The sequence below is a fragment of the Saezia sanguinis genome (assembly GCF_003991585.1).
Taxonomy (GTDB): Bacteria; Pseudomonadota; Gammaproteobacteria; order Burkholderiales; family Burkholderiaceae_C; genus Saezia; species Saezia sanguinis.
Map to the genome: position 1 here is coordinate 78,032 of NZ_PQSP01000003.1, position 20,458 is coordinate 98,489.

At 53.2% G+C, this 20,458-nt stretch carries 16 protein-coding genes; 7 read left to right on the forward strand and 9 right to left on the reverse strand.

Annotated elements, in window-relative coordinates; all coding sequences use genetic code 11:
- The first annotated feature begins 259 nt into the window (after positions 1-259).
- Positions 260-862, forward strand: coding sequence for an HD domain-containing protein (locus tag CUZ56_RS07445; protein ID WP_126979760.1), 603 nt, complete (start codon positions 260-262; stop codon positions 860-862).
- Positions 863-893: 31 nt separating this feature from the next.
- Here CUZ56_RS07445 and CUZ56_RS07450 read toward each other — a convergent pair whose 3' ends face one another.
- Positions 894-1,391: a YbaN family protein gene (locus CUZ56_RS07450; RefSeq protein WP_126979761.1), complete on the reverse strand. Its 498-nt coding sequence runs from the start codon at positions 1,389-1,391 to the stop codon at positions 894-896.
- A gap of 162 nt (positions 1,392-1,553) precedes the next feature.
- On the opposite strand from CUZ56_RS07450, the gene CUZ56_RS07455 reads away from it, so the two are divergent.
- Positions 1,554-2,147 carry a YdcF family protein gene (locus tag CUZ56_RS07455; RefSeq protein ID WP_126979762.1) on the forward strand — a complete coding sequence of 198 codons (594 nt, stop codon included), beginning with the start codon at positions 1,554-1,556 and terminating at the stop codon, positions 2,145-2,147.
- 24 nt (positions 2,148-2,171) lie between these two features.
- Here CUZ56_RS07455 and CUZ56_RS07460 read toward each other — a convergent pair whose 3' ends face one another.
- Genes CUZ56_RS07460 through sbcB form a run of 5 tightly spaced genes read right to left on the reverse strand, consistent with a single transcriptional unit; the run spans position 2,172 to position 8,790 of the window.
- Positions 2,172-3,272: an ABC transporter permease gene (locus CUZ56_RS07460; RefSeq protein ID WP_126979763.1), complete on the reverse strand. Its 1,101-nt coding sequence runs from the start codon at positions 3,270-3,272 to the stop codon at positions 2,172-2,174.
- 6 nt (positions 3,273-3,278) lie between these two features.
- Positions 3,279-4,472, reverse strand: coding sequence for an ABC transporter permease (locus CUZ56_RS07465; RefSeq protein ID WP_239442234.1), 1,194 nt, complete (start codon positions 4,470-4,472; stop codon positions 3,279-3,281).
- The gene (locus CUZ56_RS07470; protein ID WP_126979764.1) at positions 4,469-6,274 is read right to left on the reverse strand and encodes an ATP-binding cassette domain-containing protein; all 1,806 of its coding nucleotides are present in this window, start codon (positions 6,272-6,274) and stop codon (positions 4,469-4,471) included. Before CUZ56_RS07470 ends, CUZ56_RS07465 begins: the two co-directional genes overlap by 4 nt.
- Positions 6,275-6,286: 12 nt before the next feature.
- Positions 6,287-7,291: a secretion protein HlyD gene (gene hlyD / locus CUZ56_RS07475; protein ID WP_126979765.1), complete on the reverse strand. Its 1,005-nt coding sequence runs from the start codon at positions 7,289-7,291 to the stop codon at positions 6,287-6,289.
- A gap of 41 nt (positions 7,292-7,332) precedes the next feature.
- The gene (gene sbcB, locus CUZ56_RS07480) at positions 7,333-8,790 is read right to left on the reverse strand and encodes an exodeoxyribonuclease I (protein WP_204250859.1); all 1,458 of its coding nucleotides are present in this window, start codon (positions 8,788-8,790) and stop codon (positions 7,333-7,335) included.
- 455 nt (positions 8,791-9,245) lie between these two features.
- Here sbcB and CUZ56_RS07485 point away from each other — a divergent pair, with 455 nt between their 5' ends.
- Together CUZ56_RS07485 and CUZ56_RS07490 are read left to right on the forward strand one after the other, a co-directional pair.
- A complete protein-coding gene (locus CUZ56_RS07485; RefSeq protein ID WP_126979767.1) occupies positions 9,246-13,565 on the forward strand; it encodes a 2-hydroxyacyl-CoA dehydratase in 4,320 nt (1,439 codons plus the stop codon).
- A 265-nt stretch (positions 13,566-13,830) separates the two neighbouring features.
- Positions 13,831-14,325, forward strand: a complete 495-nt coding sequence (locus CUZ56_RS07490; protein ID WP_126979768.1) for a hypothetical protein — start codon at positions 13,831-13,833, stop codon at positions 14,323-14,325.
- Positions 14,326-14,448: 123 nt separating this feature from the next.
- Here the strand turns inward: CUZ56_RS07490 and CUZ56_RS07495 are convergent, their stop codons facing one another.
- On the reverse strand, positions 14,449-15,744 hold the full coding sequence (locus CUZ56_RS07495; RefSeq protein WP_338056659.1) for an OmpP1/FadL family transporter: 1,296 nt from the start codon (positions 15,742-15,744) through the stop codon (positions 14,449-14,451).
- Between the two features lie 400 nt (positions 15,745-16,144).
- Between CUZ56_RS07495 and CUZ56_RS07500 the strand changes: the two genes are divergently transcribed.
- The 3 genes from CUZ56_RS07500 (at position 16,145) to CUZ56_RS07510 (ending at position 18,014) form a co-directional block, all read left to right on the forward strand.
- Positions 16,145-16,360: a (2Fe-2S)-binding protein gene (locus CUZ56_RS07500; protein WP_126979770.1), complete on the forward strand. Its 216-nt coding sequence runs from the start codon at positions 16,145-16,147 to the stop codon at positions 16,358-16,360.
- Between the two features lie 288 nt (positions 16,361-16,648).
- On the forward strand, positions 16,649-16,870 hold the full coding sequence (gene hemP / locus CUZ56_RS07505) for a hemin uptake protein HemP (protein WP_239442236.1): 222 nt from the start codon (positions 16,649-16,651) through the stop codon (positions 16,868-16,870).
- A 454-nt stretch (positions 16,871-17,324) separates the two neighbouring features.
- Positions 17,325-18,014: a Bax inhibitor-1 family protein gene (locus tag CUZ56_RS07510; RefSeq protein WP_126979771.1), complete on the forward strand. Its 690-nt coding sequence runs from the start codon at positions 17,325-17,327 to the stop codon at positions 18,012-18,014.
- 68 nt (positions 18,015-18,082) lie between these two features.
- Here CUZ56_RS07510 and rlmD read toward each other — a convergent pair whose 3' ends face one another.
- Together rlmD and CUZ56_RS07520 are read right to left on the reverse strand one after the other, a co-directional pair.
- On the reverse strand, positions 18,083-19,540 hold the full coding sequence (rlmD, locus tag CUZ56_RS07515) for a 23S rRNA (uracil(1939)-C(5))-methyltransferase RlmD (protein WP_239442249.1): 1,458 nt from the start codon (positions 19,538-19,540) through the stop codon (positions 18,083-18,085).
- Positions 19,541-19,669: 129 nt separating this feature from the next.
- Entirely contained in the window at positions 19,670-20,452 is a 783-nt protein-coding gene (locus tag CUZ56_RS07520; RefSeq protein ID WP_126979772.1) for a peptidoglycan DD-metalloendopeptidase family protein, read from the reverse strand.
- Between the last annotated feature and the right edge of the window lie 6 nt (positions 20,453-20,458).

The following is a 20,458-nucleotide window of genomic DNA, read 5'->3' on the forward strand; positions in this document are numbered from 1 at the left end:
GCCAAAATCATCCGCAGGATTCCTGTAAAATTTCTACAACATGCACACTTTATGTGAAAGTGCCTACTCTCTCAATAAGGGTAAACCCTTTGGGTTAACCTTATGTTTTATAAAAGAAAAAATGGTTAACCTGATTTTTCAATTGGTTTTTTACCCCTGTGACAGCCCGATAAAGAATGCAAACCTCCCATTCCAAACATGGTTAACCGCATACACAAAATCCACTCAAATAACTCCTGACCTGTTAAACCCACTATTTATGAACAACCCAACCTTGCGCAATTCCCTGGAATTTATCAAGCGCGCAGAAAACCTCAAAAATACATTGCGCTGCGCCTTTACCTCCCAGGGACGAACTGAAAGTGTGGCTGAACACACCTGGCGTCTGTGCCTGATGACCATGCTGTTTGCAGACGAATTCAAAGATGCCGATCTCCTGAAAATGCTCAAAATGTGCGTGATTCATGATCTGGGCGAAGCCATTCACGGTGATATTCCTGCAACCGCACAAGATACTCAGAACAGCAAATCCTTTCAGGAACGCAACGACCTGCAAACATTGATGGACGGGTTGTCTGAACCGCAGCAACAGGAACTGCTGGCGTTGTGGGATGAATATGAACATGCCTCCTCACATGAGGCACGGCTGGTCAAAGGATTGGATAAGCTCGAAACGCTGATTCAGCACAACCAGGGGCAATACTCGCCAAGCATTGATTACAACTTCAACCTATCCTACGGGCAGAAGTACATGGATGCGCACCCTTTGCTGAGCGCCTTGCGCCATCTGGTGAATCAGGAAACCGCCGTCCATGCGCAACAGCAAAAACAAGCAGACCAGCCAAACGACACGACTGCTTGATGACACACGTTTAACGCACGGGCGGCATCTGCTATGGCTTATCGTCCGTATGATTTCCCTGCACGGCAGCGGCATCACCTGCTGGTGCAACGGAATCCGGCTCGGGCCTGCTCCACAGCCAGGTCAGCACACAGGCCATGATGACACAGGGAATCAGGGCGATCCAGATGTTGGAAACAAATATAAAAATAATCACACCGCAGATCAGCATGGTGATGGCGGCAGTCCATTTGGCCTTGCGACTGACTGTGCGGCCATGGTGCCAGTTATAGAGAATCGGCCCGAACAGGCGGTGCCGGTACAGCCAGCGCAGCAATTCGGGTGAGCTGCGCGCAGCCGCCCAGGCAGCCAGCAGCACAAACACCGTTGTCGGCATGCCGGGCAGAATCACGCCGATACCAGCCAGCACCAGAAACAGCACCGCCAGCCCGCGAAACAGCCACCGCACCAGCGGCGGTGTTGCCCGGATTTTGTCCTCCCAGCCTTTTGGTGGCTCCAGAGGAGATGGCTGTTGTTCTTCTGTTGTCATGACAATGTCATTATGCCTTTTTCAAAAAAAATTTTCTTCCGTTCTATTCTTCCCTGCATATCGCATGGGGCAGTCGTATATTCACTGCCCGTGACACCAAAGGCCATTAAAATAAGCGCCTGAGATTACGATCATTGCAACAACCCCGTCCATTTATCTGCCATGGCCTGTTTTGTACGTATGCGTGCCCGCTGGGTAAAATTTAGCCTCTGTTTTATTCTGCTTGCAGGGCTGTGGTTCATTGTCCATACCGGCTACAGCATTTATGTCGGCACCCGCCAGCCCACCCACCCTGCTGATGCCGCAGTGATTTTAGGCAACAAAGTCAATGTCGACGGTACCCTGTCCGAGCGCCTGGAACAACGACTTGCCGCCGGTTACGAGCTGTACCAGCGCGGACTGGTTGAATACCTTGTGGTCAGTGGCGGACTGGGCAAAGAAGGGCATTACGAGGGCGACAAAATGCGCGACTACCTGCTTGCGCAAGGCGTCCCTGCCGACAAAATCATTGTCGACAACCTCGGCAACAACACGCTGGCAACCGCTCAGAATCTTAAGGCACTGCAATCCCAATACCACTTTTCCAGCGTGATTGTCGTGTCACAGTATTTTCATGTTCTGCGCAGCGCCATGCTGGTCAGGCGCGCAGGCTTTGCCGATGTACAGGGCTACAGCCCCAACTATGTCGAATGGCGCGATATCTATTCCGTTCCGCGAGAATTCATTGCGTTTTATGCCGACTGGCTTTTACACTGAACATCCACCGGAAACCGGAGGCTGTCAGGTCGCTGTTTTACGGTAAAACAGCGCATACGCCGCGCTCAGCGTTACGCCGGAAATCAGCACCATCGGCCACAGCAGCGGCCAGACCTGTGCGAAAGTGAAATATTTCAGAAAAATACCTTGAGATGCCTGAATGAAATACGTCAGAGGATTGCACTGGCTGATGGCGTACAAAATCGGCGGCATGTTATCAGTAGGCGCAAAGAAACCGGATAGGGTAATAGATGGCACCATGAAGCAGAACACCCCCAGAAACGCCTGCTGCTGCGTGGCACAAAATGACGAAATAAACAGCCCGACTCCGACCAGTGCCAGCGCATAACAGAACATGGCCAGCACCAGCAACAACCAGTTGCCGCTCATAGGCACCTGGTAAAAAACCACGGCACACAATGCACCGACAAGCCCCTGCCCCATACCCACCAGAATACCGGGGATGATTTTGCCCATCATGATGTAGCCGGTGGTCAACGGTGTGACCAGTAACTGGTCAAACGTGCCCTCTTCCCGCTCACGCGCCAACGACAGCGCCGTCACAATCAACGCCCCCACCGTAGACAGAATCGCCACGAGACTGGAGAGCACAAACCACTGGTATTCCAGGTTCGGGTTGTAGGCGTAACGCACCGCCAGTGTGGCCAGCGGTTTTTGCGGCGAAACCTCCTGCGCATAACTCTGCACAATATCCTGCGCATAGCTGAAAGCAATCTGCGCGCTGTTGGATCGTCTGCCGTCAATCAGCGCCTGTATCTGCGCTGGCTGACCGGTTGCAATCTTGCGCGAAAAATCCTGCGGAAACCTGATCACCAATGCCACCTGCTGGGTGTCAATGGCCTGTTGCAGCGTGGTTTCGTCATAAATCATCAGCACTTTGGGAAAAGCGCTGGCCGCACTCAGCCGCTGAATCAGCTCCACCGATGCGGCCCCACGGTCTTCGTTATAAATGCCCAGTGTGCTGTTTTTCACTTCCAGCGTCATTGCAAACGGAAACACCAGCAACTGCATCAGCACCGGCATGATCAGTAACTGGCGGCTTTGCGGGCTGCGCCACAACTGCTGCAGTTCTTTAATGACCAGAATCCAGATACGTGCCCACATGATTTGTCACCTGTCCAGCCGTCGCCGCATTTTGAGCGCTGTCAGCCCGAGCCAGAAAATGGCCGAAAACACCAGAAACAGCGTATTGAGCCCAATGACAGCCCAGATTTCACCGGCCTGAAATACCGTTTGCAGGATAGATACAAAATACCGCGCCGGAATGACGTAGGTGATCCATTGCACCACCTGCGGCATGCTGGCAATTTCAAACATAAAACCCGAGAGCATCACCGCCGGCAAAAAAGCCGCATTCAGCGCTGCCTGCGCTGCGTTGAACTGTTCACGGGTAATGGCCGATATCAGCAACCCCATGCCCAGTGCGCTGCCCAGAAAAAGGCTGCCCGTCACGCACAATACCAACAAAGAGCCCTGTAGCGGCACATTCATCAGGCCTGTGGCCATGGCAATACAGATCAGCATCGCCAGCATCCCCAGCAGGTAATAGGGAATCACTTTGGAGAGCAGCAGTTCCAGTTTGGTCACCGGTGTGGCCAGCAGCGCTTCCATCGTGCCACGCTCCCATTCGCGGGCAATCACCATCGATGTCAGCAGCGTGCCAATGATGGTCATGATGACCGATATGGCTCCCGGAATCAGGAAATTGTGGCTATCCGTAGTCGGGTTAAACCAGTAACGTACCACCGGGTCAATGCTGATGGCCAGTTTTTCTCCGGCATCCTGTAACGTGGCCTGTTGCCAGGTCAGCCAGGCCCCTTGCGCATAACTGACAACAAAATTCGCCGTATTGGGCTGTGAACCATCAGCCAGCACCTGAATTACCGCCTGCCCCGATCCTTGCTCCACTTTTTCAGAAAAATCGGCAGGCACCACCAGCATCCCGTAAACCTTGCCCTCGTCCATCATCGCCTGCATCTGCATACGCGAGTACCCTACAGTAGCCTCCATATAAGGCGATGCCGCCACCGCAGCCACAAACCGCCGCGCATGCATGCCGTTATCTTCAACCACCACACCCACGCGCAGCCGGTTGGAATCCAGACTGATGCCAAAACCAAAAATCACTATCAGCATAATCGGCAAAACCACCGCAATGGCAATGCTGCTGGGGTCGCGCACAATCTGCAGCATTTCTTTCCAGCACAGAGCCCTGAGTCTGCGCCATGAGAAATGATCATGACGATTCTGCGCTGTGGGCAGCGCCTTTTCATCAGCAGAAGGAGGCATACCGTGATCGCTCATGCCGCCTGCTCCTGCTGGTTTGCTGCATTCTGCTGCTCTTTGCGCATGATCAGATCAACAAACGCATCTTCCATCGTCGGGTCAGGCAAATCCGCTGAGGCAATCTGGCGTTTGAGCTCATCGGTGGGACCAATAGCAATTGCCTGACCCTGGTAAATCAGCGCAATCCGGTCGCAATATTCGGCCTCATCCATGAAGTGCGTGGTCACCAGCACCGTTACGCCCTTGTCCACCAGCCCGTTGATATGGCCCCAGAACTCACGGCGCGTTACCGGGTCGACACCGGAAGTGGGCTCATCCAGAAAAAGCAGTTGCGGTTCATGCATCAAAGCACACGCCAGCGCCAGCCGCTGTTTAAAACCCAATGGCAAGTCACCGGTTTTAGCGTGCAAATAATTTTTCAGCGCAAAACAACTGACCATTTCCGCCATGCGCTCCTGCCGCTCGGCGCCCCGCAGGCCATAAATGCCTGAGAAAAAAGCCAGGTTCTGCTGCACGCTCAGGTTGCTGTACAAAGAGAATTTCTGCGCCATATAACCCAGCCGCTGTCGTGCCTGCGCCGCGCTTTTGCGCAGGTCCACCCCCATTACCCTGGCCTGCCCTTCGCTGATAGGCAGCAGCCCGCAGAGCATTTTGAAGGTGGTTGATTTGCCCGCCCCATTCGGGCCGATCAGCCCAAAAATCTCTCCTTTGCGCACCTTGAATGTGACATGGTCGGTCGCCACAAAACTGCCAAACCGGCGTGTCAGGTTGTTCACTTCAATGACTGCATAAGGGTCGACATTGGCAGGCAGCTCCACCTGCGGCATGTGCTGGGCCAGCACCGAGACTTCATGCGGCCCCCCGCCCAGCATGTCAATGAACGCATCTTCCAGCCGTGGCGTCACTTCCTGAATGACCGCATGCTCACCGGCCTGAATTTCCTGCAGGTCAGGCTGCTGATGCTGTTTTTTCATCACCAGGCGAACACTGGAACCCTGAATCACTCCGTCGACCACATCGGGCAGCAACAATGCACGCTGCAGCACATGGCGACGGTTGCCATCGATTTTCTGCACCTGTATGCAGCGGCCCTGCATGGTCGCCACAACGTCTTTGGGCGGCCCGTTGAACATAACCTTGCCAAGGTTCATCAAGCACAGGTCGTCACACAGTTCCGCCTCATCCAGATAGGCGGTGGCCCACACCACTGCCATGCCCTGGCTCGCCAGGTCGCTCACCATTTTCCACAGCTCGCGCCGGGAAATCGGGTCCACCCCAACGCCAGGCTCATCCAGCAGCAATACCTGCGGCCGCCCCAGCAGTGTGCAGGCCAGCCCGAGCTTTTGCTTCATGCCGCCAGAGAGCTTGCCTGCCATGCGGGTGGTAAAGCGTTTGAGGTCGGTCATTGTCAGCAGCCGCTCAAACTGCTGATCCCGCGCGGCACCTGTGACATTGCGCAAGTCGGCATACAGGCGCAGGTTCTCAATGACGCTCAGGTCTTCATACAAACCGAACTTCTGCGGCATATAACCAACGCGCCAGTGCAGGTCATTCATCTGCTTAACCGGGTCCACCCCAGCCACCTGCAATTTGCCTTCAGTTGCCACCAGCAACCCGGCCATGATGCGCATCAGCGTACTTTTACCGGCACCATCGGGGCCGGCCAGCCCGGTGATCACACCCGCACGTATGCGCAGATTGATATCATGCAGCGCATCTTCCAGCTTGGGGTCAAAGCTGTGCCTGAGCCCCTCAATCACAATGGCATCTGACAGCCCCGGCTGATTGACAGGCTGGGCTGGCTGGGCAGAGGGCTGCATGTTTCCTGCCATTTAAGATGATGCATCTGCCGCCAATTTCACCGTTACCGGCATCCCCTGGCGCAAACCTTGATCAGGGTTGCGCACCACCACACGGATGCGGTACACCAGGCCGGTACGTAAATCCTGCGTCTGCACCTGTTTGGGTGTGAATTCAGCGGTAGGTGAAACAAAGCCGATCACGCCCTCATAGGTTTTACCATCCGGGCTATCGGTATAAATCACCACGGCAGTCCCCGGCGCCACACGCCCCAGGTCAGGTTCTTCCACATAAGCACGCACCCACACCGGGTCATTGAGCGACAGGGTGAACGCCGTGGTGCCTGCCGACACCATCGAACCGACCTCCACCGCACGAGTAATGATCACGCCGGTAGAAGGTGCGGTTAACTGCGCGTCTTCTAGCTGCAACCGGGCTGTTGCCACGGCCGCACGGGCCTGCTCGGCCTGGGCACGGGCCTGCTCCACCTCTTCTATTCTGTAGCCACGGCTCAGCGCCTCATAATTCTGCCGTGCGGCTTCCACCTGCCCTGCCGCCTGATCGCGTGCAGCACGGGCATCATCCAGTGTACTGGCCGGAATCGCCCCGGTACCCGCCAATTGCTGCTGGCGTGCCAGCATTTTCTGCGCGTTCACCAACTGTGCCTGCTGGGTTTGCAGCTGTGCACGGGCTTGGGCAATGTCTTCCTGCCGGTAACCGGCAGTCATCAGCGCCAGATTGGCTTCAGCCGCGGTCAGGTTGGCCTGTGCCTGGTCCAATGCGTTTTGCAGCGGTTCTGCGTCAATCACCGCCAGCAACTGCCCGGGCTGGCCAATCACATCGCCCTCATCCACCAGCACTTCCTTGACACGACCGCCTACCCGGAATGCCAGATTCGCCTGGCGTATATCCACATTACCGCTGAGCACCAGCGTGGCATGGCGCGGCGATATGTCATTGCGGTAAACATACACCAACACCGCCACAACCACCAGTGCGGCAACCAGCCCGATAATCACACCCCGATATTTACGCATCTGATCTCTTCCTGCGTTTTAAATCCCACGGCACTGTCTGTTCATTCTTCTTCAACCAGTGAATGCGCATAATCATAAACCGCTTCCAAAACCTGCATATCGCGCATGGCCTGTTCATCTTCCCGCTCTTCACGCTCCATGCTCAGCGCATCAATCTGATCCTGCACCTGTGCAATGGTACGGCTTGCGCCTGCACCGTTCAGCAGCCGCCCCATACAGTGCTGATGCCAACCCTGTTTTTCCTCCGCTGACAATGTCTCAGGGTAATTGCGGGCGCGGTAACGCCATACCAGTTCCATCAGCCGCTCATCGTCAAACCCCAGGCGTTCAGCCGCCAGTTCCTGCGGCGTCATCTGCCTGACGCGTTGCAGGCGGCGCCGGTCTTCATCGCCCAGAAAGCCGCCATACAAATCACCATCCACATCGGGCTGCGGCATTGAAGCATCGCGTGCATACACTTCAGCCCAGATCGCGCTCATATCAGGCAGTTCTTGTGCTTTGAGCGCATGTGCCATCGCCTGCGCCACATCAATTCCCCAGCGTTCTGCCATTTGCGGGCTGAGCGTTTTCAGGTGGCTGATCACTATGGGTGATTTGTTCAGGTGCACGCCTTTGATCGGCAGGCGTGTCACCCCTTCAGGCAGGTCATCTGTCCGGGTAAACAGCCGGGCACGAATTTCCTCGCTGTTCAGTCCCACCAGTTCAGAAGGGTCGGCACTCAAATCCCACGCCAGCAATTCATTGCGGTTGACCGGGTGCGTGGCCAGCGGCCACATGATCGCCATGCAACCGCGCTCAGGCGAAAACATGCCTGAAATATGCAGAAAAGGCCGGGCGCTGTCCTGCGTTACCGGCAAGCGCAGTTCCTGCGCCACACGGTCTTTACGCCGCAAGGCCAGGCAGAAATCAAACAGCTTAGGTTGCTTTTCACGCACCAGCCGTGCCAGCGCAATGGTGGCCCGCACATCCGACAAGGCATCATGCGCACTTTCATGCGACAAGCCATTGGCAGCGCTTAAATGCTCCAGCTTGAAGCTGGTCATGCCATCGGCATTGACCGGCCATTCAATGCCATCAGGCCGCAAGGCATAGGCGGTGCGAACCACATCCAGCAGATCCCAACGCCCGCAACCGTTCTGCCATTCCCGTGCATAAGGGTCGATCAGGTTGCGCCAGAACATGAAACGCGTCACCTCGTCATCAAACCGGATGGTGTTATAGCCCACCCCGATGGTGCCGGATGCCGCCAGTTCTTTTTCAATGCGTGCGGCAAACTGGTATTCAGGCAGGCCGTGTTCCAGACAATGCTGCGGCGTAATGCCGGTGATCAGGCACGACACCGGGTCCGGCAGATAATCCGGCGCAGGCCGGCAGTACAGCATGAGCGGCTCGCCAATTTCGTTGAGCTGTTCATCGGTACGGATGGCGGCAAACTGTGCCGGCCTATCCTGCCTGGGATTGATACCGAAGGTTTCATAATCGTGCCATAAAAAAGTCATTATCTATTTGCCTTGTCAATCAGATATTTGAATTCTCAAAGAGCTTCTATCCAAAACCGCCATTCAAGCTCGCCCCGTCACTATATGGATTATCCGTCACTCAGGTGTTGCCCCTGTTTAAATGCCTCTGTCAGCCATAACGCCCAAGGTTATTCGGCCAGAAATATCTCCAATGGATACCCTGAGTATATTAATCAGATACTTTTCAGAAATAGGCTTCCAGAATTCCCACCCAAAATGACAATGCATTCACCAGGGCGTGTTAACCCCTCTCAGAAAGGAAATGCTTGATGTACACCACTGAACATGCCAGATTCACAATGCCTGCGAAACCAGGTTACAAAAAAGCAACCCTTGTTGCAGAAAAATCGCATCCGTAAAACCCCTATACCGTATCGGTTCTTTTTCACCCCACTTTTTCATAGAATAACTTCATTATCAAGGTAAAACAGGTCATGTCATTTCAAGATACTTTCCCCTCTGCGCTAACACACCCCCTGCGTATCGGTGTTGATATTGGTTCAACCACGGTCAAAGTGGTTGTGATCGATTCGGGCTGCCATATCCTTTACAAGACCTATACCCGCCACCTCTCCGAAGTAAGGGCAACCGTTCTGCGCTGTATTCAGGAACTGCACCATGCCCAGATCATCTCGGCACTGGAGCCTGTGGCGCTGGTCATCACAGGTTCCGGGGGGATGGATATTGCCCAGATGGTCGGCTGCCAATTCACCCAGGAAGTCATTGCCTGCGCCAAAGCGGTAGAAACATTGATTCCCCAGACCGATGTCTGCATTGAGCTTGGCGGTGAGGATGCCAAAATCACCTTTTTCACCAACGGCATTGAACAACGCATGAACGGCTCGTGCGCCGGCGGTACAGGCGCCTTCATTGACCAGATGGCCAGCCTTCTGCAGACAGACGCCACCGGCCTGAATGAACTGGCCCAAAAAGCCAAAAACCTCTATCCGATTGCCGCGCGCTGTGGCGTTTTTGCCAAAACCGACGTGCAACCCCTGCTTAATGAGGGCGTTGCCAAAGAAGACATTGCCCTGTCCATTTTCCAGGCGGTGGCACACCAGAGCATCAGCGGCCTGGCCTGCGGACGCAAGATCAGAGGCAAAGTGGCATTCCTCGGCGGCCCGCTGAACTTTTTGCCGGAACTGCAAAAACGTTTTGTGCAAACCCTGCAACTACAACCTGAAGATATTGTCAAACCGGACAACAGCGAACTGTTTGTCGCCTTAGGCGCTGCGCTGCACGGCAAACCGGAAGCCGCCGTTTCATTCCAGGAAATGCTGGCCGGCTTTGAGAAAATGCGGGCACAGCAGCAAAACGACCTGCGCACACTGCGCCCCCTGTTTCTCGATGAACAGGAACGCCAGGACTTCACGGCACGTCATAGCGATGCATGTGCCAAACGCGCTGATCTGTCCACTTACAGCGGCAATGCCTTTTTGGGTATCGACTGCGGCTCCACCACCACCAAAGCTGCACTGATCGGCGAGAACCACGAGCTGCTTTACAGCTACTACGGCAGCAATGAAGGCGAACCGCTTAAAGTGGTTGCAGCCATTCTGGAAAAAATATATGCTTCGCTGCCCCCCACCGCCACCATTGCGGCCTCATCCGTCACAGGCTACGGCGAGGCGCTGATCAAAGAGGCCTATAAGCTCGATTTTTCCGAGGTGGAAACCATTGCCCACTACAAAGCGGCCAACCACTTTTTGCCTGGCGTGGACTTTATTCTGGATATCGGCGGGCAGGACATGAAGTGCCTGCGGGTGAAGGATGGTGTCATTGACAACATTCTGCTCAATGAGGCCTGCTCCTCGGGCTGCGGTTCGTTTCTGGAAACCTTTGCCAAATCGGCGCAGATGCCGATTATCGACTTTGCGCAGGCAGCACTGACCTCGCAGGCTCCTGCCGATCTGGGCTCACGCTGTACCGTGTTCATGAATTCCAGCGTGAAGCAGGCCCAGAAAGAAGGCGCCAGCGTGGCCGATATTTCGGCCGGCCTGTCTTATGCCGTGATCAAAAATGCACTGATCAAAGTCATCAAAATCAAAGGCCCGCAAGACCTGGGGCAAAAAGTCATCGTCCAAGGCGGCACTTTTTATAACGATGCGGTGCTGCGTGCTTTTGAACTGGTTTCGGAACGCCACGCTGTGCGCCCCGATATTGCCGGGCTGATGGGGGCCTTTGGATCGGCCATCATTGCCAAAGAACGCTGGCAAGGCGCCGAAGAAAGCACCATGCTGAGCCTGCAGGCCATCAACGAACTTTCGGTCAAGCATGCCATGGTGCGCTGTAAAGTATGCGAAAACACCTGTGCCATGACCGTCAACCGTTTTTCCGACGGGCGCAAGTTCATCACCGGCAACCGGTGTGAACGCGGCCTGGGCAGCAAGCATGCCAGCAGCGGCAATCTGCCGGATTTGTATGCGTACAAGTATGAGCGGGTGTTCAATTACACACCGCTGGAACAACCCACACGCGGCACCATCGGCATTCCGCGCGTACTCAATATGTACGAGAACTATCCGCTGTGGTTCACATTCCTGACCGAGCTCGGATTCCGGGTTGTGCTGTCATCTCCCTCTTCCAAATCACTGATGGAACAGGGGCTCGACACCCTGCCATCAGACTCCATGTGTTATCCGGCCAAGCTCGCCAACGGGCATATTGTGGACCTGGTCAACCAGGGAGTTCCAACCATTTTCTATCCGTGTGTCCCTTACGAATTCAAAGAGTTTACCGACAGCCACAATAACTTTAACTGCCCGATTGTGACGTCCTACCCGGAGCTGATCCGCAACAACATCGACCTGCTGAAAGAAAAGAACATTCATTTTATCCAGCCGTTCCTGTCGCTGGAAAACAAGGACAAACTCGCCAAACGCCTGGTGGATATTTTCAAACCCATGGGCATTACCGGCAAAGAAATCAAGCAGGCTTTGTCTGCTGCCTGGGCTGAACAGGAAAACTACCGCCAAGACGTGCAGCAAAAAGGGGAAGAGGCCCTGGCCTATCTGGAACAAAACGGCATCCATGGCATTGTGCTCTCGGGCCGCCCCTACCATATGGACCCGGAAATTCACCACGGCATTCCGCAGGTCATCACAGGCCTGGGCATGGCGGTGCTCTCGGATGACTCCATTGCCCACCTGTCCAAAGAAATGGACACCCCGTTACGGGTGATCGACCAATGGACTTACCATGGCCGCGTCTACCGGGCTGCCAGTCAGGTTGCCAAAGCGAAAAACCTGGATTTCATCCAACTGAACTCGTTTGGCTGCGGGCTGGATTCGGTCGTGACCGAGCAGGCCCAGGAGATGCTGGAGCCGGCAGGCAAAATCTACACGGCCATTAAAATTGACGAGGTCAATAACCTGGGGGCAGCGCGTATCCGCATCCGCTCGCTGAAAGCTGCACTGAATGAGCGCCAGGTCAAAGACCTGCCGGAACAGCCCATCCGCTTCTTCCCGTCCAAATACAAGCGCAACACCTTCACTAAAGAGATGAAAGAAGGCTACACCATCATTGCCCCGCAGATGTCGCCGATACACTTCCAGTTCTTTGACAACGCGGCCAAAGCCTGTGGTTACAACCTGAAAATTCTGCAGGATGTTCCGGCAACCGCCATTGATACCGGGCTGCGCTTTGTCAATAACGACGCCTGTTACCCCGCCATCATTGTGATTGGGCAGCTCCTTGAAGCACTCAATTCAGGCGAATTTGACACGTCCAAAACAGCAGTCATGATCTCGCAGACCGGCGGCGGCTGCCGGGCCACCAACTACATCAGCTTTCTGCGCAAAGCGCTGTATGATGCAGGATACCCCGATATTCCAGTGCTTTCGCTCAATGCGTTGGGCATGGAAAAGCACGAGGGGTTTAAACTCTCGCTGCCCATGCTCAACCGCATGATGATGTCTGCCGCCTATGGCGATACGCTGATACAGGTCCTGTTCAGAACCCGCCCTTACGAAAAAATACCCGGCTCGGCCAATGCCCTGTATTACAAATGGGTTGAGCGGTGCAAAGAAGCCATTTTCAAAGCCGATTTCAAGACATTCAAGCAAAACATCCATGGCATTGTGCAGGATTTTGACAAGCTGGAACTGCTGGAACACGTCCGTAAGCCCCGCATCGGACTGGTGGGTGAAATTCTGGTGAAATTTCACCCCACGGCCAATAACGACCTGGTCAACATCATTGAACAGGAAGGCTGCGAAGCCGTCATGCCGGGCATCATGGACTTTTTGCTGTACTGCGCTTACGACTACGACTATAAGCACCAGTACCTCTCCAAGAGCAGGCTCGCGGCACTGGCCGGGAACCTGGCTGTCAAGGCCATGGAGTTTTACCGCAAGGATATGCGCAAGGCACTGGCGCAAAGTAAACGCTTTACCCCGCCCCACACCATTGATGAGCTGGCATTTGGCGCCGCACCCATACTTTCACGCGGCAACCAGACCGGCGAAGGCTGGTTTCTGACTGCCGAAATGGTCAGCCTGATTGAAGAAGGTGTGGATGACATCATCTGCATGCAGCCTTTTGCCTGCATGCCCAACCATGTCACCGGCAAGGGGGTGCTTAAAGCGTTGAAAGAACGTTACCCACAGGCCAACCTGACGCCAGTGGACTACGACCCCGGCGCTTCGGAAGTCAATCAGCTCAACCGTATCAAACTGATGCTGTCTGTTGCTTTCCAGAAAATGGAGAAAGACCAAACAAAACATGCATTCCATGAATGCGAGGAAATCTCCTGATTGATCTATGTCATTACTACCCCATTAAACACATGTACACCAATTGCCATATCGCTATGAAGCATATATATTTAAAGAATATATTGGGTTTAAAAAATGCCGATACTGGGGGGAAAACCACCCCCCGGATTAATGAGCTGTTGTTTTGTGGGAAAATACTTGTGATATGTGGTGAAAGCTTGACATCACTACATTCCAGCTATTTATCTTCTCGTTAAAATGGTTTAACTTATATTTGTCTATCGTCTCACGATGGAGGCCAACAATGGTTATGCACCCTCACGACGCTAAAAAACCGAGATCCTCGCAGGATCCACTGTGGAATGTGTTCGACATCATTCAGCACTATTTTTACCGCGAAGATGGATCAGTCAACCACGATGACCAGCAAGCCACCAAGCTGGTTATCAACTGCATGTTTGACCTGCTTGCCCGTCTTCAGCCAGATGAATTGACGGCACATGAAAAAGTAGGCATTTTTGCTGCGCAGCAATACTGGCTGCAAGGCGCCAATGAGCTGGCGCCATTGATGATCAGCATCAGCAACGCGATTGAAAGCAAAATCACCTATCGCCGCCCGGCTGTCGATAACCGGTTGTCATGCGTCATGCAGATTCTGTCTGTGGACAGCGACCACTTTAATGACTTCCCTGAATTCCTGGAAAACATCCGCTACGCAGGCCTGACCGATAATGAAATCGTTGCAGTGGTCGGCAAGCACTTCAGCTTTATTCCCCAGGTCAAGGCGTTCAAAGTCTGAACCAGACGGCCTGAAGTTAACCTGACATCATCAAAAAGGAGAACCCGCAGGTTCTCCTTTTTTTCAGCCGCTTTGCAAAAATAAAATCCTGTTTGCCTGCCCTGGCAACCGCTTTTGTCCGGTTTAAAAACGCCGTGTCACCTGAAAAGCAAACCCGTGTGCGCTGTTTTTATAGCGGGCATGATAAGAGGGAACAAACGCACTCTTGACCGGCTGGTTGATGGTGGCCGTATTTTCCCACAGGTAGGTATAGGCAAAATCAAATGTCCAGTCCGGCGTAGGCGTCCAGCCTGCGCCCAAAGCAAAAATATGCCGATCTCCTACCGGGATACGCACATTCCGGTATTCGCTGTTGGTCGGCGAAGGATCATAAGTCAGACCGGCACGCAAAACCAGCTCCGGACGGATCTGGTAAGACGCACCAAGGGCAAATGACCATGTATTTTCCCAGTTGAACTTCTCGTTCAGATGCCTTAAAGATGCAACCGGCATACCGGTGTTGTAGATATCCAGCGCCTGAAAGCGGCTCCAGCGAGTCCAGGTTGCGCCACCGTAAACAGTCCACTTGTCGGAAAGCCGCTGGGTAATCGCCATGTCCACCGACTCGGGCAATGTGACATCCAGGTTGGCATCATAGCGCCCATTCACCGCCGCCAGCGACCCGCCCAAACCAGAAAAACGGGTCCTGCCGGTCAGCTTGTAATCAACCCGGGAGTGGTAAGTCAGCCCGAGCGTTGTGGAATCTGTGGGGTCAAACATGACTCCAAAATTAAACCCCATGACGCCCGAGTCGGAACCTTTGATATCCACCATCCCTTCGCCACCACCAAGCATCCGCGCATCCATGTTATTCTTCAAGCGGCCTGAAATGCGGTTAATGGTCGGCCCGAATCCGATTGACAGGCGGTCATTCACCTTGAAGCTGACCGTCGGCTGTATCGTCACCACCGATACTTTGCTGTGAACCCCGTGATAGCGCCCCATGAATGTAGGCTCATAATCATTGATCAGTCCAAAAGGCACATAAATGCCAATACCGACAGCCCAGCGGTCATTGATAGGCGTTGAGGCAAAAGCAAACGGCACATACACATCAGGAACCGAATCTCCCTGGTTGGTTCCCACCACCGGCGACCCGGTTGCCGTCATACCCCAGGTATCTGAGATGCCCACATCCGCCTTGACAAAACCGAACCCCGAAACCAGTTGTGGACGGTCAAGCCTGACCAGGCCCGCCGGATTGCCATAGATCACCGTCGCATCCAGTGCGGTTGATGCGCGCCCGGCCTCTCCAGTACCGACACCACTGGCACTTTGCACATTGATGGCAAAACCATTTGCCATGGCTGCTGCTGAACAAACACTTAAGATAAAACCCAGGAAAAAACGCCCGGCGCTGAAGCTCATAAATACCGCCATCACAAAATAAAAATGCAACTCTCAACTTTGCTACGCCAGTACCGGAAACTCATCTGCCTGATAACTGCCAAAATACGTAGCTGAACTGCATCAGATGGGGCATTATTCCACGTGCATATACCCATCGCTGGCTACTCTGCCTTGTCTGCATCAAAGAGTATGAATTGGCCGCTCGCCCCACCCCTGTTTGCCATTTGCGTGTATGCATCGGCCTATACCATTGTGCCAATGGCAATCGGTTGCACCGTACCTGTTAAAAACAAGGCACGACGCAAAACAACTCGCATACCGCTTAGTCATCAAACACCCCTGTTTATGTGGGGAAATAGATAAAATTAATAAGAGTGATAATAATTCTCATTTATAATTGGCGTTATATTGTTACAGGAACAACCTCATCATGATCGTTTGCGTCTGCCGCCGTATCTCGGATCGCGAAATTACCGACTGTGCCCAGCAGGGCATGGGGTTTGATGAAGTCCAGTTTGAACTGGGTGTTGCTACCCAATGCGGACGCTGTGCCGACTGCGCCAAAAGCGTGATCGGGCAATGCCACTCTTCTCATGAGCACGCTGCTGCATCCAGCATGGCAGCATCTGCAGTTCCGGCACCCTGATTTTCGTTACTGCCCATCTGCCATCTGCTCTTTGCAGCATCTATGGCGCATAACGTCTCCAAATCGCCGCCTGCGCTATGCGCCACGTCCTCACAAAAAGTACCTCTTCCGGCATTCTGCTGGCTTCCGCACCAGCAGCAACAACTCAGTTCATACATATGTTCTGCTTTTTGCAGGATTGTGGACATCAGAACACTGTGCTTGTTGCATACGGTATACCCGTATAACCACATAGGTCAAAGGTTATTCTTGCTTTTTAAATGAAAATGATTATCATTACGTTAACGAATGAAATTTATTTATTCCTCAAAAATCATGAAAACCTTAACACTGCGTCGAGATTCATCACTGGCAAACGCTGCTACGCAAACAAAGGCAGCACAGAATGTAGAGCACATTGTTCATAGCCATTTTCTGCTGCAGGGTGCAAAAGCGGTTTCAATTGCTCACAATGGCGCCGTTTACCAGTTAAGAGCTACCAAATTTGGAAAACTGATATTGACCAAATAAATATCAGTTAAGGAAAGATCATCGTGGGGACGACTCTCTGTATTTCTCCATTAGCCTGACACAACAGGGGGTCGTTTTTTTGCTCAGCCACAAGATTGATGAAAAGGTTTTACCTGATGATCAATTGAGCCAGCCAAGCGCTTTTTTACGATGATCATATTTTCTCTGAATATATTCTCTGAACACGCCAACGCTGCTTAACCAAGCTGGCGGTTGCAAACAGAAATCACATGTGATAAAACGCAGGCAAATCCGCGTAAATAACTGATATAATCAGAGCATTGGCGCTGGTTACAACCGTTTTGTACAGCCTGTACAGGGTGTGATTTACAAAAATTCCCTTGTAAAATCAAGAAAAATACCCATATACGCTGTCAATGCATTATAGTTATAACCGTTCCAGTTTTCTGGTTATCAAACACCCCAAAACAGAGCAGTTAAGGAGCCCTGATTTATGAATAATAATCTGCAGACTGCAGACTATGGTTATGCCGTTTCAGCCGAGGAGCGTAACCGTGTGCTGCGCAACACATATTGGCTGTTGGCTTTATCAATGGTACCAACCGTTTTAGGCGCAGTCGTTGGCCACTATTTCGGACTGCTCCGTATGAGCCCGACCGTGTCGCTGATCGTGTTCTTTGTGGGTGCGTACGGTCTGATGTTCGCCATTGAAAAAACCAAAGAATCCGTTGTTGGTGTGGTGTTGCTGCTGGTATTCACCTTCTTTATGGGATTGATGCTCTCGCGCCTGATCTCGTTTGTGCTCTGGCGCTACAGCAATGGCGCAGAACTGATCGCTTTGGCGTTCGGTGGCACAGGTCTGATTTTCTTTGTCATGGCATCACTGGCAACCGTCATTAAGCGTGATCTGTCATCCTGGGGCAAATTTCTGTCCGTAGGTCTGATCATGGCGATTGTCATTGGGATCGGCAATTTCTTCTTCTTCCAATCCAGCCCGTTGATGATTGCCCTGTTGTTCCTGGTGATGGGTATTTCCACCGCTTTCCTGCTGTATAGCGTGAAAAGTGTTATTGATGGTGGCGAAACCAATTACGTCAGTGCAACATTGTCCATCTATGTGAGCCTGTATAACATTTTCCAGTCATTGCTGTCTTTGCTTGGCATCTTTGGCGGAGACGACTGATTTCCTTCCTCGTGCTAGTGAGAAAACGGGCTGTCATGGCCCGTTTTTTTATGCCTTCATCACGTGTTTTATCCCAGATAATCGAACACCGCCATACTTTCCACATGCGCTGTGTGCGGAAACATATTGATCACCCCGGCTGCTGAACAACAGTACCCAGCCTGGTGCACCAACAATCCTGCATCACGCGCCAATGTTGCCGGATTGCAGCTCACATAAACAATTCGCTGCGGCAACATAAAGTCGCTGTGCTTCCCCTCCTGTTTTTCCTGATGAAGCTGTGCCAAGGCTTTAGCCAAAGCCAACGCTCCTTCGCGCGGGGGATCAACCAGCCATTTTTCTACCACACCGTATTGAAGCAGGTTCTGCACTTCCACCTCAAACAGATTGCAGGCCGCAAAGCGGGTATTTTCACGCTGGTTGAACAAAGCATTTTCCTGCGCACGGGCAACCAGTATTTCGCTGCCTTCAATGCCCAGAACTTCTCTGGCTTGTGTTGCCATGGGAAGCGTAAAGTTCCCCAGCCCGCAAAACCAGTCAATCACCCGCTCATGCGGCTGAATATCCAGTGCACGTACAGCCCGGCTCACCAGCACCTGGTTGATGAATGGATTGACCTGCGTGAAATCTGTCGGCTTGAATGGCATGGTGACACGAAATTCAGGCAAGGCATAAGAAAGCTGTTCACTTGCCGTGTCGGGCTGATCCAGCAGATGCACCGTATCGGGTCCCTTGGGCTGCAACCACCACTGGATTTTTCTGCCATGCGAATGCCCATCAGCAAACTGCCTGAGCCGCTGGGCATCTTCCGCGGTCAATGGCTCCAGATGCCGAACCACCAGCGCAATCACCGAAGTGCCCACTGCCAGCTCAATCTGCGGAATGCGGTCACAGCCATCCATGGAAATAATCAGATCGCGTAAAGGCATGAGCAATGCACTGACATCCGGCGGCAGGATTTCACACGTCTGCATGTCTGCCACATAGGTCGACCGCTTTTCCCGAAAACCGATCAGCACCGTATTTTTTTTATACACATGACGTACGGACAAACGTGCGCGCCAGCGGTAGCCCCAGGCAGGCCCCTCAATCGGGCGCAAAACCATATCCGGTTTGACCTTGCCCAGGTGCCACAGGTTATCTTCCAGAACCCGCTGCTTCACAGCAATCTGCCCCACCGGGTGGAAGTGTTGCATTGCACACCCGCCACATACCCCATAATAGGGGCAACGTGGTTTCACACGCAGTGCACTTTCCCGCCGGATCACTCTGGCAGTGGCTGCCTCCCACTGGTTTTTACGGCGCCGCACATCCACTTGTACCGATTCTCCGGGCAAAGCGCCTTCAATAAACAGCACTTTCCCTGCATGGTTGTGCGCAATGCCCTGTGCCTCCAGATCCAGAGACTCCACCTGCAGCCATTCATCTGACAATGTTCTAGCATCTGTACTCACCGGTGCCGGGGCATCAGTGGTATTGCCGGGTAAGGAGGTCTTCTCATCGTGATTCTGTACGGTCATGGTCATGATTTTCAAACATTCGTCAACAGCGCATTTTAACGGCAGTTATCAAATCTTTCGGATACACAAAATCAAAAGGCTGCCTTAATTAAGTAAGACAGCCTTTGCAACACAACGGATGTGCTGTTCGAACCGCTATCGGGCCGGCAGGAATTTCAGGGGATCAACCGGGCTGCTGCCCTCCTGGTTTTGCTGTCGCACCTCAAAGTGCAACATTACCCGGCTGGCATCTGTATTGCCCATTTCAGCAATCTGGTCGCCTTTACGCACCACCTGGTTTTCCTGTACCAGGATTTTCTGGTTATGGGCATATGCGGTCACAAATACATCATTGTGCTTGATGATCACCAGGTTGCCATAGCCTCTTAACCCGCCACCGACATACGCTACACGGCCATCAGCAGCAGCATAAACCGGGTCCCCGGCATTGCCGGCAATATCAATCCCCTTGTTGCTGCCGCCATCAAAGTTGGCAACCACCTGCCCTTTGGCCGGCCAGGCCCAGTCCATGCGGTTGGACACTGTACTGGTGGCGGCCTCAATCTGCCCGCTGCCCGTAGCCTGCGGCTGATTCTGGGCTGCTGCGGTATTGGTAGGTGGTGTACTCTCTGGTGCGACGCCACCAGCGGGAACCACCAGCAGGCGCTGCCCTACCTTCAATACATTGGGGTCTGCCATGTTGTTCCAGGCCGCAATATTTTGCCAGCTTTGCCCGAACTGAATCGCAATCTTACGCAAAGAATCTCCCGGCTGAACTGTGTAATAAACAGCTTCTGCAGAACCACTGCCCGTCATACCCCCGGTAGAAGTGCCTGCATCTACAATCGGTGCCCTATCAGTGCCAGTCAATGTACATGCTGACAAAACAGCGCTCATAGCAATCAGCAAAAAAAGATAACCGCCGCGCGATCTGGCCATATGTGA

What these genes read in the sequence shown, in the direction of transcription:
- CUZ56_RS07450 (WP_126979761.1), bottom strand. Translation starts at nt 1,391, where the DNA reads ATGACAACAGAAGAACAACAGCCATCTCCTCTGGAGCCACCAAAAGGC.
- CUZ56_RS07490 (WP_126979768.1), top strand. Translation starts at nt 13,831, where the DNA reads ATGGTTATGCACCCTCACGACGCTAAAAAACCGAGATCCTCGCAGGAT.
- CUZ56_RS07495 (WP_338056659.1), bottom strand. Translation starts at nt 15,744, where the DNA reads ATGGCGGTATTTATGAGCTTCAGCGCCGGGCGTTTTTTCCTGGGTTTT.
- CUZ56_RS07510 (WP_126979771.1), top strand. Translation starts at nt 17,325, where the DNA reads ATGAATAATAATCTGCAGACTGCAGACTATGGTTATGCCGTTTCAGCC.
- rlmD (WP_239442249.1), bottom strand. Translation starts at nt 19,540, where the DNA reads ATGACCATGACCGTACAGAATCACGATGAGAAGACCTCCTTACCCGGC.
- CUZ56_RS07445 (WP_126979760.1), top strand. Translation starts at nt 260, where the DNA reads ATGAACAACCCAACCTTGCGCAATTCCCTGGAATTTATCAAGCGCGCA.
- CUZ56_RS07465 (WP_239442234.1), bottom strand. Translation starts at nt 4,472, where the DNA reads ATGAGCGATCACGGTATGCCTCCTTCTGCTGATGAAAAGGCGCTGCCC.
- CUZ56_RS07500 (WP_126979770.1), top strand. Translation starts at nt 16,145, where the DNA reads ATGATCGTTTGCGTCTGCCGCCGTATCTCGGATCGCGAAATTACCGAC.
- sbcB (WP_204250859.1), bottom strand. Translation starts at nt 8,790, where the DNA reads ATGACTTTTTTATGGCACGATTATGAAACCTTCGGTATCAATCCCAGG.
- CUZ56_RS07460 (WP_126979763.1), bottom strand. Translation starts at nt 3,272, where the DNA reads ATGTGGGCACGTATCTGGATTCTGGTCATTAAAGAACTGCAGCAGTTG.
- hlyD (WP_126979765.1), bottom strand. Translation starts at nt 7,291, where the DNA reads ATGCGTAAATATCGGGGTGTGATTATCGGGCTGGTTGCCGCACTGGTG.
- CUZ56_RS07520 (WP_126979772.1), bottom strand. Translation starts at nt 20,452, where the DNA reads ATGGCCAGATCGCGCGGCGGTTATCTTTTTTTGCTGATTGCTATGAGC.
- CUZ56_RS07455 (WP_126979762.1), top strand. Translation starts at nt 1,554, where the DNA reads ATGGCCTGTTTTGTACGTATGCGTGCCCGCTGGGTAAAATTTAGCCTC.
- hemP (WP_239442236.1), top strand. Translation starts at nt 16,649, where the DNA reads ATGAAATTTATTTATTCCTCAAAAATCATGAAAACCTTAACACTGCGT.
- CUZ56_RS07485 (WP_126979767.1), top strand. Translation starts at nt 9,246, where the DNA reads ATGTCATTTCAAGATACTTTCCCCTCTGCGCTAACACACCCCCTGCGT.
- CUZ56_RS07470 (WP_126979764.1), bottom strand. Translation starts at nt 6,274, where the DNA reads ATGCAGCCCTCTGCCCAGCCAGCCCAGCCTGTCAATCAGCCGGGGCTG.